We start from the raw sequence: 15,211 nt of genomic DNA, 5'->3' as shown, positions 1-15,211 counted from the left end.
AATGATCTTGAGGGTGATAAAAAGTAATTTTTTTTCATCTTCCCCCTTGATGCTGAGTTTCGTGGCCCCATCTTATTCCCAACCGCAGGGACTAATCGTGGATCAGCGGAGGCATACATCAGTAGAATTCTGAGTGTGAGAACATTGATTGTAAAAATATGGGCAGTTGAAAATACACAATCCGCCCACATATAGATTAGTAACTTGACCGAATATGACTTTTTAGTGGAGGCGTTCTAGATGGGTAAAATTATTGGTATCGACTTGGGTACTACCAACTCTTGTGTAGCAATTATGGATGGCACTACTGCGCGTGTGCTTGAAAACGCCGAAGGCGATCGCACAACGCCTTCTATTATCGCGTATACCCAAGATGGTGAGATTCTGGTTGGTCAACCAGCTAAACGTCAGGCTGTCACTAACGCAGAGAATACACTGTTTGCGATCAAGCGTTTGATTGGCCGTCGTTTCCAGGACGAAGAAGCGCAGCGTGATAAAAGCATCATGCCGTACAAAATCATTGCAGCTGATAATGGTGATGCTTGGTTGGAAGTTCGGGGCCAGAAAATTGCACCACCGCAGATTTCTGCTGAAGTGCTGAAGAAAATGAAAAAAACGGCTGAAGATTATCTGGGCGAACCAGTGACTGAAGCGGTTATTACTGTACCTGCATACTTTAACGATGCTCAGCGTCAGGCAACTAAAGATGCTGGCCGTATCGCAGGTCTGGAAGTAAAACGTATCATCAACGAACCAACCGCAGCGGCCTTGGCCTACGGTCTGGATAAAGAAGTCGGTAACCGTACTATCGCGGTTTATGACCTCGGTGGTGGTACTTTCGATATCTCAATTATCGAAATCGACGAAGTTGATGGCGAAAAAACCTTTGAAGTGTTGGCAACCAACGGTGATACCCACTTGGGGGGTGAAGACTTCGATAGCCGTCTGATCAACTATCTGGTTGATGAATTTAAGAAAGATCAGGGCATGGATCTGCGTACCGATCCACTGGCAATGCAACGCCTGAAAGAAGCCGCTGAGAAAGCAAAAATCGAGCTGTCTTCTGCCCAGCAGACCGACGTCAACCTGCCGTACATCACAGCAGATGGCAATGGTCCTAAGCATATGAATATCAAAGTGACTCGTGCGAAACTTGAGTCACTGGTAGAAGATTTGGTAAACCGCTCAATTGAACCACTGAAAGTGGCTCTGCAAGATGCTGGTTTATCTGTTTCTGACATTCAGGACGTTATCCTGGTTGGTGGTCAGACTCGTATGCCAATGGTTCAGAAGAAAGTTGCTGACTTCTTCGGTAAAGAGCCACGTAAAGACGTTAACCCAGATGAAGCTGTAGCTATTGGTGCGGCAGTGCAGGGTGGTGTTCTGTCTGGTGAAGTGAAAGACGTTCTGCTGTTGGACGTAACGCCACTGTCACTGGGTATTGAAACCATGGGTGGTGTGATGACTCCGCTTATCACTAAAAACACCACTATCCCAACTAAGCACAGCCAGGTGTTCTCTACTGCAGAAGACAATCAGTCTGCGGTAACCATCCATGTGCTTCAGGGTGAGCGTAAACGTGCTCAGGATAACAAATCACTGGGTCAGTTCAATCTGGACGGCATCCAGCCTGCACCTCGCGGCATGGCGCAAATCGAAGTCACCTTCGATATCGACGCAGACGGTATTTTGCATGTGTCTGCTAAAGACAAAAATACCGGTCGTGAGCAGAAGATTACCATCAAGGCATCTTCTGGTTTGAACGAGGAAGAGATCCAGAAAATGGTACGCGATGCTGAAGCTAACGCCGAAGCTGACCGTAAGTTTGAAGAACTGGTACAGACCCGTAACCAAGCTGACCACCTGATTCACGGTACTCGTAAACAGTTGGAAGAGGCTGGTGATAAGCTGCCGGCAGAAGACAAAACTGCAATCGAAGATGCGATGAAAGCGCTGGAAGCAGCTCTGAAAGGCGAAGACAAAGCTGAAATCGAAGCGAAAACTCAGGCTCTGGTGCAGGTTTCTGGCAAGTTGTTGGAAATGGCCCAGCAGCAGCAAGCTGCCGCAGGTGGTGATGCTGGCGATACCAGTGCTAAGAAAGAAGACGACGTCGTAGACGCCGAATTCGAAGAAGTGAAAGATAAAAAATAATCGCCCTTAAGCGGGCACAGCAGTGGTAGGCCTTACTGTTGCTGGAAACCAGCACGGGCGTCGAGGAAACTCTACGCCCGTGCACGCATGTTAAGGGTAGGAAAAAAAGAGAATGGCGAAGAGAGATTATTACGAGGTTTTAGGCGTTAAAAAGGACGCCGATGAACGTGAAATCAAAAAGGCCTATAAACGCCTGGCGGTAAAGTATCACCCGGACCGTAACCAGGACGAGAATGATACCGGCGAAAATTTCAAAGAAGTTAAAGAAGCTTACGAAATTCTGACTGACCCGCAAAAACGTGCAGCTTACGACCAGTATGGTCATGCCGCCTTTGAACAAGGTGGTATGGGCGGCGGCGGTTTTGGCGGCGGCGGTGCCGATTTTAGCGACATTTTTGGTGATGTTTTCGGTGATATCTTTGGCGGTGGCCGTCGTCAACGTGCCTCCCGTGGTTCGGATCTGCGTTACAACATGGATCTGACACTGGAAGAAGCTGTCCGGGGTGTGACCAAAGAAATCCGTATCCCGACGCTAAATGAATGTGATGTTTGCCACGGTAGCGGTGCTAAACCAGGTAGTTCCCCTGTCACATGTTCGACTTGCCGTGGTGCAGGTCAGGTACATATGCGCCAAGGGTTCTTTACCGTGCAGCAGGCATGTCCGACTTGTCATGGCAGCGGTCAAATCATTAAAGACCCGTGCAATAAATGTCATGGTCATGGTCGTGTTGAGAAATCTAAAACACTGTCGGTTAAGATCCCGGCGGGCGTGGATACCGGTGACCGCATTCGTTTAAGTGGCGAAGGTGAAGCAGGCGAACACGGTGCACCAGCGGGTGATTTATACGTTCAGGTTCAAGTCAAAGCGCACCCAATCTTCGAGCGTGAAGGCAATAACCTCTATTGTGAAGTGCCTATTAACTTTGCAATGGCAGCCTTGGGTGGCGAGATTGAAGTCCCGACGCTGGATGGTCGGGTTAAGCTGAAAGTCCCTGCGGAAACCCAAACCGGCAAGCTGTTCCGTATGCGCGGTAAAGGGGTTAAATCTGTTCGTGGTGGTAGCCAAGGTGACTTGCTGTGTCGCGTTGTTGTTGAGACACCAGTCCATTTGAGCGAAAAACAGAAGCAACTGTTACGTGAGCTGGAAGAAAGTTTTGTCGGTGCGGCGGGCGAGAAAAACAGCCCTCGTTCTAAAAGCTTTTTAGATGGTGTTAAGAAGTTCTTTGACGATCTGACCCGCTAGTCGTGATTTAGTGGTTAATCCGCTAATAAAGTAGATGAAAATTAAAATCCTCGATACATATCGGGGATTTTTTTCATCGTCAAAGATGACTACCTGTGATGTACATCCCTAATCACTCGGCTTTACCGAGCATTTGTTGCTATAAAAACGACTTTTTTCGAGTTAATGATTATCCTAAAATTTATGAATTGATTTGCCGAGCATTTGCTCACTGTCCGATGTAAGGAGTTATTCATTGTGACAAACATGATTCGTCAATTTTTGCGCCAAGAGGCCGCAGGCGGCTTAATCTTGATTTTTGCCGCGGCTGTGGCTTTATTTATGGCTAACAGCCCACTTCACGGGATTTATCAAACATTTCTTGATGTACCCGTGTCGGTAAAGATTGCGTCACTGGATATTAGCAAGCCACTATTGCTGTGGATTAACGATGGCTTAATGGCGATATTCTTCCTGGTTGTCGGGCTAGAAGTGAAGCGCGAGTTAATGGAAGGCTCGCTCGCTGGGCGCGATAAAGCTGTTTTTCCTGCAATTGCGGCCCTCGGTGGTATGTTGGCCCCCGCGCTCATCTATTTACTGTTTAATGGCGCGGATGAAGTGACCCGCCAAGGCTGGGCAATTCCGGCTGCCACCGACATTGCCTTTGCGCTGGGGGTGATGGCCCTACTGGGGAACCGAGTTCCAACCAGTTTGAAAGTCTTTTTACTGGCATTGGCCATTATTGATGACTTGGGCGTGATCATCATCATTGCGTTGTTCTATACCCACGAAGTTTCACTGCCGGCCTTGGGGATTGCCGCCGCAGCCATTGCGTTGCTGGGTTATATGAACTGGCGCGGAGTTGGGAAAACATCGGCTTACCTGTTGGTCGGGTTGGTTCTGTGGGTCTGCATTTTGAAGTCTGGGGTTCATGCAACCTTGGCCGGTGTGATTGTGGGCTTTATGATACCGCTTCATACTAAAGACAAACGTTCGCCTTCAGAATCTCTGGAACATGGGCTACATCCGTGGGTAGCTTATTTGATTTTGCCATTATTTGCTTTTGCCAATGCGGGTGTTTCATTGCAAGGTGTCTCCCTCGCAGGGCTGACATCACTACTGCCTCTTGGGATTGCGAGCGGCCTGTTTATAGGTAAACCATTGGGGATTTTCCTCTTTAGTTGGTTAGCGGTTAAGTTAGGGATTGCTAAACTGCCTGATGCAATAAACTTTAAGCAGATTTTTGCAGTCTCGGTGTTATGCGGTATCGGCTTCACGATGTCGATATTTATTGCTTCGCTGGCATTCGAAGGCGCAGACATTGCTTTGACGACGTATTCTAAGCTGGGCATATTGCTGGGCTCGACCACCGCTGCAGTTGTGGGCTATGGCTTGCTACGTTTGGCCTTGCCAGAGAAGAAAAAGCAACGAGCTGATTAATAGTCATATTGCATGAATAGTTGATAGCCAGTGCCACTTGTCATGGCACTGGCGTTTTATTTGATGGATTTCCCGGCTTTCAATTTGTGAAGTCTCGGAACAGGGAATGTTTGTCGTGCATGGAGCGGTTTGGCTCTGCGATATGTTAAGGAGATAACAACATGCGAATGTCACATATCAATTTCAATCATTTGTATTATTTTTGGCAGGTTTGTAAGGAGGGGTCAGTCGTTGGCGCGGCCGAAGCCTTATTTCTGACACCACAAACGATTACCGGGCAAATTAAAGCATTGGAAGAACGCTTGGACGGCAAGCTATTTAAGCGCCAAGGGCGGGGACTTGTGCCATCAGAATTGGGGCAATTGGTTTTTCGCTATGCCGATAAGATGTTTATGCTCAGTCATGAAATGTTGGATATCGTTAATTACCGTAAAGAATCTAACTTGCTATTCGATGTCGGTGTTGCAGATGCATTATCCAAGCGGCTGGTTAGCCAAGTGCTAGAAACTGCCGTAGCAGACCACGGAGAAATTCATCTTCGTTGTTTCGAATCGACCCATGAAATGCTGCTAGAGCAATTAAGCCAACATAAACTGGATATGATTCTATCGGATTGCCCAGTCGATTCCAGCCAGCAAGAAGGACTGTTCTCCGTGAAACTTGGGGAGTGCAGTGTTAGTTTTTACTGTCGTCAGCCTGTTCCTGATTTACCGTTTCCAGCATGTTTAGAACAAAAACGCCTGTTGATCCCTGGACGCCGTTCAATGTTGGGGCGCAAGTTATTGAATTGGATTAACAGTAAAGGGTTGAAAGTGGAGATTTTGGGGGAGTTTGATGATGCGGCATTGATGAATGCCTTTGCGCTCTATAACAATGCCATTTTTGTTGCACCAACCATTTATGCTGCTGATGCTTATGCCCAAGATGACAAGATTATAGAAATTGGTCGCTTAGATAATGTACAGGAAGAGTATTACGTTATTTTTGCCGAGCGTATGATCCAGCATCCGGCGGTGAAGAGGGTGTGTAACAAGGATTTTTCTGCGCTTTTTAGCAGCTGAGATTTTAGGCTAAAAAAGAATGTAAAAAAACCGGCCTAGGCCGGTCTTTTTACTAAGCAGTCGACGTAATGCAATTACTGCATTGCGTTGATTTGCGCTACTAAGTTTGACTTATGGCGCGCTGCTTTGTTTTTGTGGATCAGACCTTTGCAGGACTGACGATCCACGATTGGTTGCATTTCATTAAATGCTTTTTGCGCTGCGTCTTTATCGCCAGCTGCAATTGCCGCATACACCTTCTTAATGAAGGTACGCACCATTGAGCGACGGCTAGCGTTATGCTTGCGGCGTTTCTCAGACTGTACGGCGCGTTTCTTAGCTGATTTGATATTAGCCAAGGTCCAACTCCCAAATATATTCTATTGAGGACAATTCAAAGGCCGAGGAATATGCCCTTTTAGCCTTCGTTTGTCAATGGATTTGTGCAAATAAGCGCCGTTTGTACGGGCGGCACTTGCTACGTTGTGATGGAGCGGGATTTTACCAGCTTCGCGCTGCGGAATACAGTCTTTCGAAAGAAAATTCCACAGTTCACTGCCTCACAGGGATTCGACGGCGGTTCTTGTAAAAATCTCAACCTGCTTCTGTATTCAACGGCGTGCGTATTCTACAGGATAAAGTCAGTAAAAGGGATTTTACCTGCAGATAATTGGCAAAATGGTATGACTTTCGGTTAAAGGTGCCAATCGCGGGTTAACCTTAACCGCTGTACAAGGTATAATCCGGCGATTTCCACTGTTTTGAGCCAGCTATGGAGCTAATTCGCGGTATACATAATATCCGGGCACGCCACCATGGTTGCGTGCTAACTATCGGTAACTTTGATGGTGTCCATCGCGGACATCAGGCCCTATTGGAGCAGCTAAAGCGCGAAGGTCAGCGTTTAGGTTTGCCCGCTATGGTAATGATATTTGAACCGCAACCACTGGAATTGTTTGCAGCAGAGAAAGCACCAGCACGGCTGACGCGTTTGCGCGATAAAGCGAAATATCTGGCCGAAGCCGGTGTTGACTATTTATTGTGCGTTAAGTTTGATCCGCGTTTTGCGGCGAATACTGCGCAAGCTTTCGTTGCTCAGTTGCTGGTAGAGAAGTTGGGTGTTAAGTTTTTAACCGTTGGTGATGATTTCCGTTTTGGCGCAGGGCGTCAGGGAGATTTTCAGCTATTACAGCAGGCGGGTGCTGAATTTGGTTTTGATGTTATCAGCACGGACAGCTTCTGTGATGGCGGGCTGCGTATCAGCAGCACCGCGATTCGTCAGGCACTTAATGACGACGATTTGGTGTTGGCCGAGACACTGCTAGGCCACCCATACAGTATTTCTGGCCGTGTAGTTCACGGTGACGAACTGGGGCGCACAATTGGCTTCCCGACGGCAAATTTGCCGTTAAAACGTTTAGTTGCTCCAGTCAAAGGAGTGTATGCGGTTGATGTTTATGGCTTGGGTCCAAAGCCATTACCCGGTGTTGCCAATATTGGCACTCGGCCTACTGTTGCGGGTATTCGCCAGCAGCTAGAGGTTCATCTGCTTGATGTAACAATGGATCTTTATGGGCGCCATATTGATGTGGTGCTACGCGCGAAACTGCGCAACGAACAGCGTTTTGCTTCGCTCGATGCGTTGAAGCAGCAAATCGCCAATGATGTGGTGACGGCCCGAACATTTTTCGGGCTAAAGACACCGGTTTAATATTTCTAGCCGAAACGGAACCGAGAATCTAATGAGTGACTACAAGAATACCCTGAATTTGCCTGAAACAGGGTTCCCGATGCGCGGCGATCTGGCTAAGCGTGAACCTGACATGCTGAAACGTTGGTATGAGCAGGATCTGTACGGGATTATTCGTACGGCCAAGAAGGGTAAAAAGACCTTTATTTTGCACGACGGCCCTCCATATGCGAACGGCAACATTCACATTGGTCACTCTGTTAACAAAATTCTCAAAGATATTATTGTTAAATCGAAAGGAATGGCTGGCTACGACTCACCTTATATCCCAGGTTGGGACTGCCACGGTCTACCGATCGAGTTAAAAGTTGAGCAGTTAATTGGTAAGCCGGGCGAGAAGGTCAGTGCTGCAGAGTTCCGTGCTGCCTGCCGGAAATACGCGGCTGAACAAGTTGAAGGTCAGAAAGCAGACTTTATCCGTCTGGGTGTGCTGGGCGATTGGGACCATCCTTACCTGACGATGGATTTCAAGACTGAAGCCAATATCATTCGTGCACTGAGCAAAATCATTGATAACGGTCACCTGCATAAAGGCGCGAAGCCAGTGCACTGGTGTACCGACTGTGGTTCGTCATTAGCTGAAGCAGAAGTCGAATATTACGATAAAACATCTCCGTCAATTGATGTGCGTTTTAATGCCGTCGATACAGCTACCGTGAGCGCAAAATTTGGTGTAACTCAGGTCAACGGCCCGATTTCACTGGTTATCTGGACCACCACCCCGTGGACCTTGCCTGCCAACCGTGCAATCTCACTGAATGCTGAATACATTTATCAATTGGTGCAGATTGAAGGTGAATGCCTGATTTTAGCCGCAGATTTGGTTGAAAGTGTCATGAAGCGTGCAGGTATCGCCCAGTGGACTGTTCTGGGTAGCTGCAAAGGTGCTGATCTTGAACTGCTGCGTTTTGCACATCCGTTTATGGGCTTTGATGTGCCAGCGATTTTAGGTGACCATGTGACTCTGGATGCCGGTACTGGCGCGGTTCACACTGCACCAGGCCATGGCCCGGATGACTTTGTTATCGGCCAGAAATACGGTTTAGAAGTTGCCAACCCGGTAGGGCCGAACGGCTGCTACTTGGCGGGAACTTACCCTACGCTGGATGGCTTGTTTGTCTTTAAAGCTAACGATGTTATTGTTGATCTGTTGCGCGAAAAAGGCGCATTGCTGAAAGTAGAAAAACTGGTCCACAGCTATCCATGCTGCTGGCGCCACAAGACACCAATCATTTTCCGTGCGACCCCACAGTGGTTTATCAGTATGGATCAAAAAGGGTTGCGTAAGCAGTCTTTGGAAGAGATCAAAGGCGTGCAATGGATCCCGGACTGGGGTCAGGCACGTATCGAGACCATGGTAGCAAACCGCCCAGATTGGTGTATCTCACGCCAGCGTACTTGGGGCGTACCGATGTCTCTGTTTGTTCATAAAGAGACGGAAGTGCTTCACCCACGCAGCACTGAGCTGATGGAAGAAGTGGCCAAACGCGTAGAGCAAGATGGTATTCAGGCGTGGTGGGATCTTGATCCTGCTGAGATCTTAGGTGCGGATGCTGCTGACTACGTCAAAGTTCCTGACACACTGGATGTCTGGTTTGACTCTGGCTCAACCCATTCCTCAGTAGTGGATGTGCGCCCTGAGTTCAATGGTCATTCTCCAGATATGTATTTGGAGGGTTCCGACCAGCATCGCGGCTGGTTTATGTCGTCATTGATGATTGCGACGGCGATGAAAGGTAAAGCACCTTATCGTCAGGTGCTAACGCATGGTTTCACCGTTGATGGTCAAGGGCGTAAAATGTCCAAATCCATCGGTAACACCATCAGCCCACAAGATGTAATGAATAAACTGGGTGGCGACATCCTGCGCCTATGGGTGGCATCAACCGACTACACTGGCGAAATTGCTGTTTCTGATGAAATTTTGAAACGCTCTGCTGATTCCTATCGCCGTATCCGTAACACTGCGCGCTTCTTGCTGGCGAACCTTAACGGATTCGATCCCGCACAGCATCAGGTGAAACCGGAAGATATGGTGGTGGTAGACCGCTGGGCAGTCGGGCGAGCGCAAGCGGCTCAGGCCGAGATTATGGCCGCGTATGAAAATTACGATTTCCACTTGGTTGTGCAGCGTCTGATGCAGTTCTGTTCTGTAGAAATGGGTTCTTTCTATCTCGATATTATCAAAGACCGTCAGTACACCGCGAAAGGCGACAGTGTTGCCCGTCGTAGCTGCCAGACCGCCTTATTCCATATCGCAGAAGCGTTGGTTCGCTGGATGGCACCCATCATGTCCTTCACCGCAGATGAAATCTGGAATCAACTGCCAGGTCAACGTCCTCAGTATGTCTTTACTGAAGAATGGTATGAGGGGCTGTTTGGGTTGGCAGGCGATGAAAGCATGAACGATACTTTCTGGGCCGAGCTGTTAAAAGTGCGTGGCGAAGTGAACAAGGTGCTAGAACAGGCGCGCAGCGACAAACGTATTGGTGGCTCGCTGGAAGCAGCAGTAACCTTGTTTGCCACACCTGAACTGGCCGAGCGCCTGAACAGCTTACAAGATGAATTGCGTTTTGTGTTGCTGACTTCCGGCGCTAAAGTTGCAGACTATGCCGACGCGGGTGACGATGCGCAGCAAAGTGAATTAATTGCTGGGCTGAAAATTACCTTTAATAAAGCCGATGGTGAGAAGTGCCCGCGTTGCTGGCATTACACGCAAGACATTGGTTTGGATGCGGTTCATGCAGAGCTGTGCGGCCGCTGTGTCACTAACGTTGCCGGAGACGGTGAAGAGCGTAAGTACGCCTGATGAGTAAACCTATTTGTTCGACCGGATTGCGCTGGTTATGGCTGGCTGTACTGGTGGTGATTTTGGATCTCGGTAGCAAACAGTGGGTCATGACCCACTTTGCTCTGTATGAATCTGTGCCGCTGATTCCTTTTTTCAACCTGACCTATGCCCAGAATTTTGGTGCAGCATTTAGCTTCCTTGCGGATAAAAGCGGTTGGCAGCGTTGGTTCTTTGCGGGGATAGCGATCGGTATTTCAGTCATATTGATGGTGCTGATGTATCGTTCTACCGCCAAACAACGCCTGCTCAATTGCGCTTATGCGCTGATTATCGGTGGCGCATTAGGTAACTTATTTGATCGTATGGTGCATGGTGCGGTAATCGACTTTATCGATTTTCACGTCAATAACTGGCACTTCCCAACATTCAACATCGCCGATACAGCTATTTGTATCGGTGCTGCGTTGGTGATATTTGAAGGCTTTTTAAGTCCGGCTGAAAAAACGGCCATGAATAAAGGTGAGTGATATGTCCGAGCAGGAACAAAGCCATCAAGTACAAGAGGGGAGCGCCGTATTAGTGCATTTCACTCTGAAGCTGGAAGATGGCTCAACGGCAGAATCCACTCATATTCACGGAAAGCCTGCGTTGTTTCGCTTAGGCGATAACAGTCTTTCCGATGCGCTGGAACAGCAGTTGATGGGTTTAAATGTGGGCGATAAGCACGCTTTTACCTTGCAACCTGAAGATGCCTTTGGTTTGGAAAGTCCGGATTTGATTCAGTACTTTACTCAACGTGATTTTGCACAAACCGGTGTACCAGATGCCGGAACCATCATGCTGTTTACCTCCCGTGATGGCAGTGAAATGCCAGGCGTTGTGCGGGAGGTCGCAGATGAGTCCATTACTGTTGATTTTAATCACCCGTTGGCCGGGCATGTCATCAGCTTTGAAATTGAAGTGCTGGAGATTGACCCCCAACAGGAGGCTGTCCATGCAGATATTGCTGGCTAATCCACGCGGCTTTTGTGCCGGAGTTGATCGGGCTATCAGTATTGTTGAGCGCGCGATAGAAATGTATGGCGCGCCAATTTATGTACGTCATGAAGTGGTGCACAACCGTTATGTGGTGGATAGCTTGCGTGAGCGCGGCGCTATCTTTATCGAGGATATCGCAGAGGTGCCAGATGGCTCCATTCTGATTTTCTCGGCCCATGGTGTGTCGCAAGCGGTTCGGGCAGAGGCTCGAGCGCGTGATTTAACCATGTTGTTTGATGCCACCTGCCCATTGGTGACAAAAGTTCATATGGAAGTCGCGCGCGCTAGCCGCAAAGGGAAAGAAGCTATCTTGATTGGCCATGCTGGTCATCCTGAAGTGGAAGGTACTATGGGGCAATACAGCAACCCGAAAGGGGGAATGTATTTGGTTGAGTCTCCGGATGATGTTTGGAAACTGAAGGTTAAAGACGAGAATAATCTCTGCTTTATGACTCAGACAACATTGTCAGTTGATGATACCTCTGCTGTCATTGATGCCTTACAGCAGCGTTTTCCGAAAATAATCGGTCCACGTAAAGATGATATCTGCTACGCCACCACCAATCGGCAGGAAGCCGTGCGGAATTTGGCGAATGATGCGGATGTGGTTTTGGTGGTCGGCTCGAAAAACTCATCTAACTCTAACCGCTTGGCCGAGTTAGCACAGCGTATGGGTAAAGCAGCTTATCTAATTGATTCTGCCGATGATATTAAAGAGTCTTGGTTGCAGGGTGCAACATGCATTGGTGTGACTGCAGGTGCATCAGCTCCTGATATTCTGGTGCAGCAAGTTATTGCACGCTTGCAAGCCTTCGGCGCAAGCGGGTCAGTTGAACTGCGCGGCCGTGAAGAAAATATCGTTTTTGAAGTACCTAAAGAATTACGCGTTGAGGTTAAACAGATCGATTGATTGATGTTTATTCTCTCTGACAAGTATTTGTTACTGTCTATCAAGCAGCCCTTAGTGGCTGCTTTTTTTACGCCTGGAAGGGGGCTTTATCGTTACGACGTATAGAACCGCACTACAAAGTAGTACGAATGATAGAATATATAGCATCATAATTGCATGAATATGCGAAATAGCCGTTATTCCCGAAATGAAGGGGATGGCGCAGGATTAGGATAAATTGAGTATCTGATTAACTGTAGCCCCCGTGGGTTTACGAGTTAATGAATGTAATGTAAGGAATTAAGTGGTTTCACTGATAAAAATGAGTGTATATCATTTTTTTCTAATACAGATTAAATAGGCTGGCAGAGTCCACTGCGGGCAGCTAATCTGAACCCTTGTCAGGGCAGATGACACAATATTGGGAGAACTAATGACTGATTCAACAATTCGTATCGCGGTGGTCGGCGCGGGTGGCCGCATGGGACGACAGCTTATTCAGGCAATTACACAGACGCAAGGTGTTGTTCTGGGGGCTGCTGTTGAGCGCGTAGGCTCCTCATTAGTGGGAAGCGATGCGGGTGAGCTGGCTGGTACGGGTTTACTGAACATCGTGGTTAGTGATGATTTATCTAAAGTGACTGATCATTTTGATGTGTTGATCGACTTTACTCGCCCAGAGGGCACGTTGGAGCACTTGGCAATTTGCCGCCAGCACCGTAAGGCCATGATTATTGGTACGACCGGTTTTGATGATGCAGGTAAAGCCGCTATCGCTGATGCAGCAACTGATATTGGTATCGTGTTTGCCGCAAACTTTAGTGTCGGGGTGAATGTGGTGCTTAAGCTGCTGGAAAAAGCGGCCAAAGTGATGGGCGATTATACCGATATTGAGATTATCGAAGCGCATCATCGTCATAAGGTTGATGCGCCATCAGGTACTGCACTGGCAATGGGTGAGGCGATTGCTAATTCTTTGGGGCGTTCACTGAAAGATTGCGCGGTTTATAGCCGTGAAGGCCATACCGGAGAACGCCAGCCAGGCACAATTGGTTTTGCAACAGTGCGAGCAGGTGACATTGTCGGGGAACATACGGCGATGTTTGCTGATATCGGTGAGCGAGTTGAAATCACCCATAAAGCCACGAGTCGTATGACTTTTGCTAATGGTGCCGTTAAATCAGCTGTTTGGGTCTCTAAGCTTGATAATGGTCTATTTGATATGCGAGATGTACTGAATTTGAATGAACTTTAAAGGTGTAAAGCACAGCCAGTGATGTGGTTGTTTTATCATAATTGTTTGATAACAGGGCGATATTTTATCGTCCTTTTTTATTTCTATTAAAAATATAATCTATGTATCATTTTCTGTATCAAATGCTTACTTTTATATGTCTAATCTCTATTTTCTACTGTTTGTCCTTCTTGTTCAGCACTTACGCTCACTTTCCTCTCTTTAGAATGATATTTTGCAGCCACTCCACCTCGCAACCGTTTACTATGTTAAGTTAGCTTGTGTTTTTGCCGCTATAATCGACTCATTTTAATGAGAAGCGCAAAAAACAGAGAAAAAATGGCACTTTGGCTAGACAAGAGCGTCACTCATCATTAAAATGCGCCCAATTTGCCAAAAATTAGCTTTGAGGGCGGTTTTTGCATTGATTTAGATCGCTAGATATGAATTAATATGCAAATAATGTGACTGTTTATTCCTTGGAGGGTGTTTTGATTAAGTCAGCGCTATTGGTTCTCGAAGACGGAACCCAATTTCACGGTCGGGCCATCGGGGCAGAGGGTACGGCAGTGGGGGAAGTGGTCTTCAATACGTCGATGACCGGTTATCAAGAAATCCTCACTGATCCTTCCTACTCCCGCCAGATCGTCACTCTTACTTATCCCCATATCGGCAATGTCGGCACTAATGCCTCCGATGAAGAATCCTCCGCAGTACACGCCCAAGGTCTTGTTATTCGTGACCTACCATTGATTGCTAGCAATTACCGTAATGAAGAAGGCTTATCCGAATATCTCAAACGCCACAATATTGTGGCGATTGCAGATATCGATACCCGTAAGCTGACTCGGTTGCTGCGTGAGAAAGGCGCACAAAACGGCTGCATTATTGTGGGTGACTTATCTGATGCCGCTTTGGCGCTGGAAAAAGCAAAAGCGTTCCCTGGTTTGAAGGGGATGGATCTGGCGAAAGAAGTGACCACCAAAGAAGTTTATCACTGGCTGCAAGGTAGCTGGACGCTAGAAGGTGATTTACCGGCGGCGAAGCAAGCTGAAGAGTTGCCATTCCACGTCGTGGCATACGACTATGGTGTGAAACGTAATATCTTGCGCATGCTGGTGGATCGCGGTTGCCGCTTGACGGTTGTTCCGGCACAAACGCCAGCTGAAGACGTGCTGAAATTGAATCCAGATGGCATCTTCTTATCAAACGGCCCCGGGGACCCAGAGCCATGCGATTATGCTATCGCAGCGATTAAGCGTTTCTTAGAAACAGATATCCCGGTGTTTGGTATTTGCTTAGGCCACCAGTTGTTGGCTCTGGCGAGCGGCGCGAAAACGGTAAAAATGAAATTCGGTCATCACGGTGGTAACCATCCAGTGAAGGATTTGGATGCAAACTGTGTGATGATCACCGCACAGAACCACGGTTTCGCTGTTGATGAGACGACATTACCGCCCAATTTGCGCACCACACACGTCTCCCTATTCGATGGTTCCCTGCAAGGGATTCACCGCACTGATAAAGCAGCGTTCAGCTTCCAGGGACATCCTGAAGCTAGCCCTGGGCCGCATGATGCCGCTCCGTTGTTTAATCACTTTATCGAACTGATTGAAGCCTATCGCGCATCATCAGCAAGCACTAATAGCAAGTAAT

The 15,211-nt window shown here is 47.9% G+C and carries 12 protein-coding genes; 11 read left to right on the top strand and 1 reads right to left on the bottom strand.

Translation table 11 applies throughout. The features are described from left to right. Nucleotides 1-240: 240 nt before the first annotated feature. From dnaK to nhaR, 4 genes are all read left to right on the top strand, one after another. The gene (gene dnaK, locus HUZ92_RS06275) at nucleotides 241-2,151 is read left to right on the top strand and encodes a molecular chaperone DnaK (protein WP_050101728.1); all 1,911 of its coding nucleotides are present in this window, start codon (nucleotides 241-243) and stop codon (nucleotides 2,149-2,151) included. Nucleotides 2,152-2,263: 112 nt separating this feature from the next. Beyond that, on the top strand, nucleotides 2,264-3,394 hold the full coding sequence (gene dnaJ / locus HUZ92_RS06270) for a molecular chaperone DnaJ (protein ID WP_019211140.1): 1,131 nt from the start codon (nucleotides 2,264-2,266) through the stop codon (nucleotides 3,392-3,394). Between the two features lie 237 nt (nucleotides 3,395-3,631). Then, complete coding sequence (nhaA, locus tag HUZ92_RS06265; RefSeq protein WP_050140876.1) at nucleotides 3,632-4,813, top strand: Na+/H+ antiporter NhaA; 1,182 nt, start codon at nucleotides 3,632-3,634, stop codon at nucleotides 4,811-4,813. A gap of 161 nt (nucleotides 4,814-4,974) precedes the next feature. Continuing rightward, complete coding sequence (gene nhaR / locus HUZ92_RS06260) at nucleotides 4,975-5,874, top strand: transcriptional activator NhaR (RefSeq protein ID WP_050101730.1); 900 nt, start codon at nucleotides 4,975-4,977, stop codon at nucleotides 5,872-5,874. A gap of 74 nt (nucleotides 5,875-5,948) precedes the next feature. Here the strand turns inward: nhaR and rpsT are convergent, their stop codons facing one another. Continuing rightward, nucleotides 5,949-6,212, bottom strand: coding sequence for a 30S ribosomal protein S20 (gene rpsT, locus HUZ92_RS06255; protein ID WP_002220715.1), 264 nt, complete (start codon nucleotides 6,210-6,212; stop codon nucleotides 5,949-5,951). A gap of 413 nt (nucleotides 6,213-6,625) precedes the next feature. Between rpsT and ribF the strand changes: the two genes are divergently transcribed. From ribF to carA, 7 genes are all read left to right on the top strand, one after another. Further along, nucleotides 6,626-7,564, top strand: coding sequence for a bifunctional riboflavin kinase/FAD synthetase (ribF, locus tag HUZ92_RS06240; protein ID WP_050101732.1), 939 nt, complete (start codon nucleotides 6,626-6,628; stop codon nucleotides 7,562-7,564). Nucleotides 7,565-7,595: 31 nt separating this feature from the next. After that, nucleotides 7,596-10,412, top strand: a complete 2,817-nt coding sequence (ileS, locus tag HUZ92_RS06235; protein ID WP_050101735.1) for an isoleucine--tRNA ligase — start codon at nucleotides 7,596-7,598, stop codon at nucleotides 10,410-10,412. After that, nucleotides 10,412-10,921 (top strand): signal peptidase II, encoded by a 510-nt coding sequence (gene lspA, locus HUZ92_RS06230; protein WP_050101737.1) that lies wholly within the window; start codon nucleotides 10,412-10,414, stop codon nucleotides 10,919-10,921. Before ileS ends, lspA begins: the two co-directional genes overlap by 1 nt. A 1-nt stretch (nucleotide 10,922) precedes the next feature. After that, a complete protein-coding gene (fkpB, locus tag HUZ92_RS06225; RefSeq protein WP_128451288.1) occupies nucleotides 10,923-11,408 on the top strand; it encodes an FKBP-type peptidyl-prolyl cis-trans isomerase in 486 nt (161 codons plus the stop codon). Next, a complete protein-coding gene (ispH, locus tag HUZ92_RS06220; RefSeq protein ID WP_050296353.1) occupies nucleotides 11,389-12,342 on the top strand; it encodes a 4-hydroxy-3-methylbut-2-enyl diphosphate reductase in 954 nt (317 codons plus the stop codon). The genes fkpB and ispH overlap by 20 nt, the downstream gene beginning before the upstream one ends. Before the next feature lie 412 nt (nucleotides 12,343-12,754). After that, on the top strand, nucleotides 12,755-13,576 hold the full coding sequence (dapB, locus tag HUZ92_RS06215; protein ID WP_050296354.1) for a 4-hydroxy-tetrahydrodipicolinate reductase: 822 nt from the start codon (nucleotides 12,755-12,757) through the stop codon (nucleotides 13,574-13,576). A gap of 470 nt (nucleotides 13,577-14,046) precedes the next feature. Beyond that, entirely contained in the window at nucleotides 14,047-15,210 is a 1,164-nt protein-coding gene (carA, locus tag HUZ92_RS06210; protein WP_050101743.1) for a glutamine-hydrolyzing carbamoyl-phosphate synthase small subunit, read from the top strand. The last annotated feature ends 1 nt before the right edge of the window (nucleotide 15,211 follow it).

The sequence above is a fragment of the Yersinia vastinensis genome (genome assembly GCF_902726565.1).
GTDB lineage: Bacteria > Pseudomonadota > Gammaproteobacteria > Enterobacterales > Enterobacteriaceae > Yersinia > Yersinia vastinensis.
Note: the sequence above shows the minus strand (reverse complement) of the source record. Positions and strands in the feature narration are given on the sequence as shown.

Bases quoted from the DNA above. Each gene is read 5' to 3' on its own strand.
- dnaK (WP_050101728.1), top strand. From the start codon at position 241: ATGGGTAAAATTATTGGTATCGACTTGGGTACTACCAACTCTTGTGTA.
- dnaJ (WP_019211140.1), top strand. From the start codon at position 2,264: ATGGCGAAGAGAGATTATTACGAGGTTTTAGGCGTTAAAAAGGACGCC.
- nhaR (WP_050101730.1), top strand. From the start codon at position 4,975: ATGCGAATGTCACATATCAATTTCAATCATTTGTATTATTTTTGGCAG.
- ribF (WP_050101732.1), top strand. From the start codon at position 6,626: ATGGAGCTAATTCGCGGTATACATAATATCCGGGCACGCCACCATGGT.
- ileS (WP_050101735.1), top strand. From the start codon at position 7,596: ATGAGTGACTACAAGAATACCCTGAATTTGCCTGAAACAGGGTTCCCG.
- lspA (WP_050101737.1), top strand. From the start codon at position 10,412: ATGAGTAAACCTATTTGTTCGACCGGATTGCGCTGGTTATGGCTGGCT.
- fkpB (WP_128451288.1), top strand. From the start codon at position 10,923: ATGTCCGAGCAGGAACAAAGCCATCAAGTACAAGAGGGGAGCGCCGTA.
- ispH (WP_050296353.1), top strand. From the start codon at position 11,389: ATGCAGATATTGCTGGCTAATCCACGCGGCTTTTGTGCCGGAGTTGAT.
- dapB (WP_050296354.1), top strand. From the start codon at position 12,755: ATGACTGATTCAACAATTCGTATCGCGGTGGTCGGCGCGGGTGGCCGC.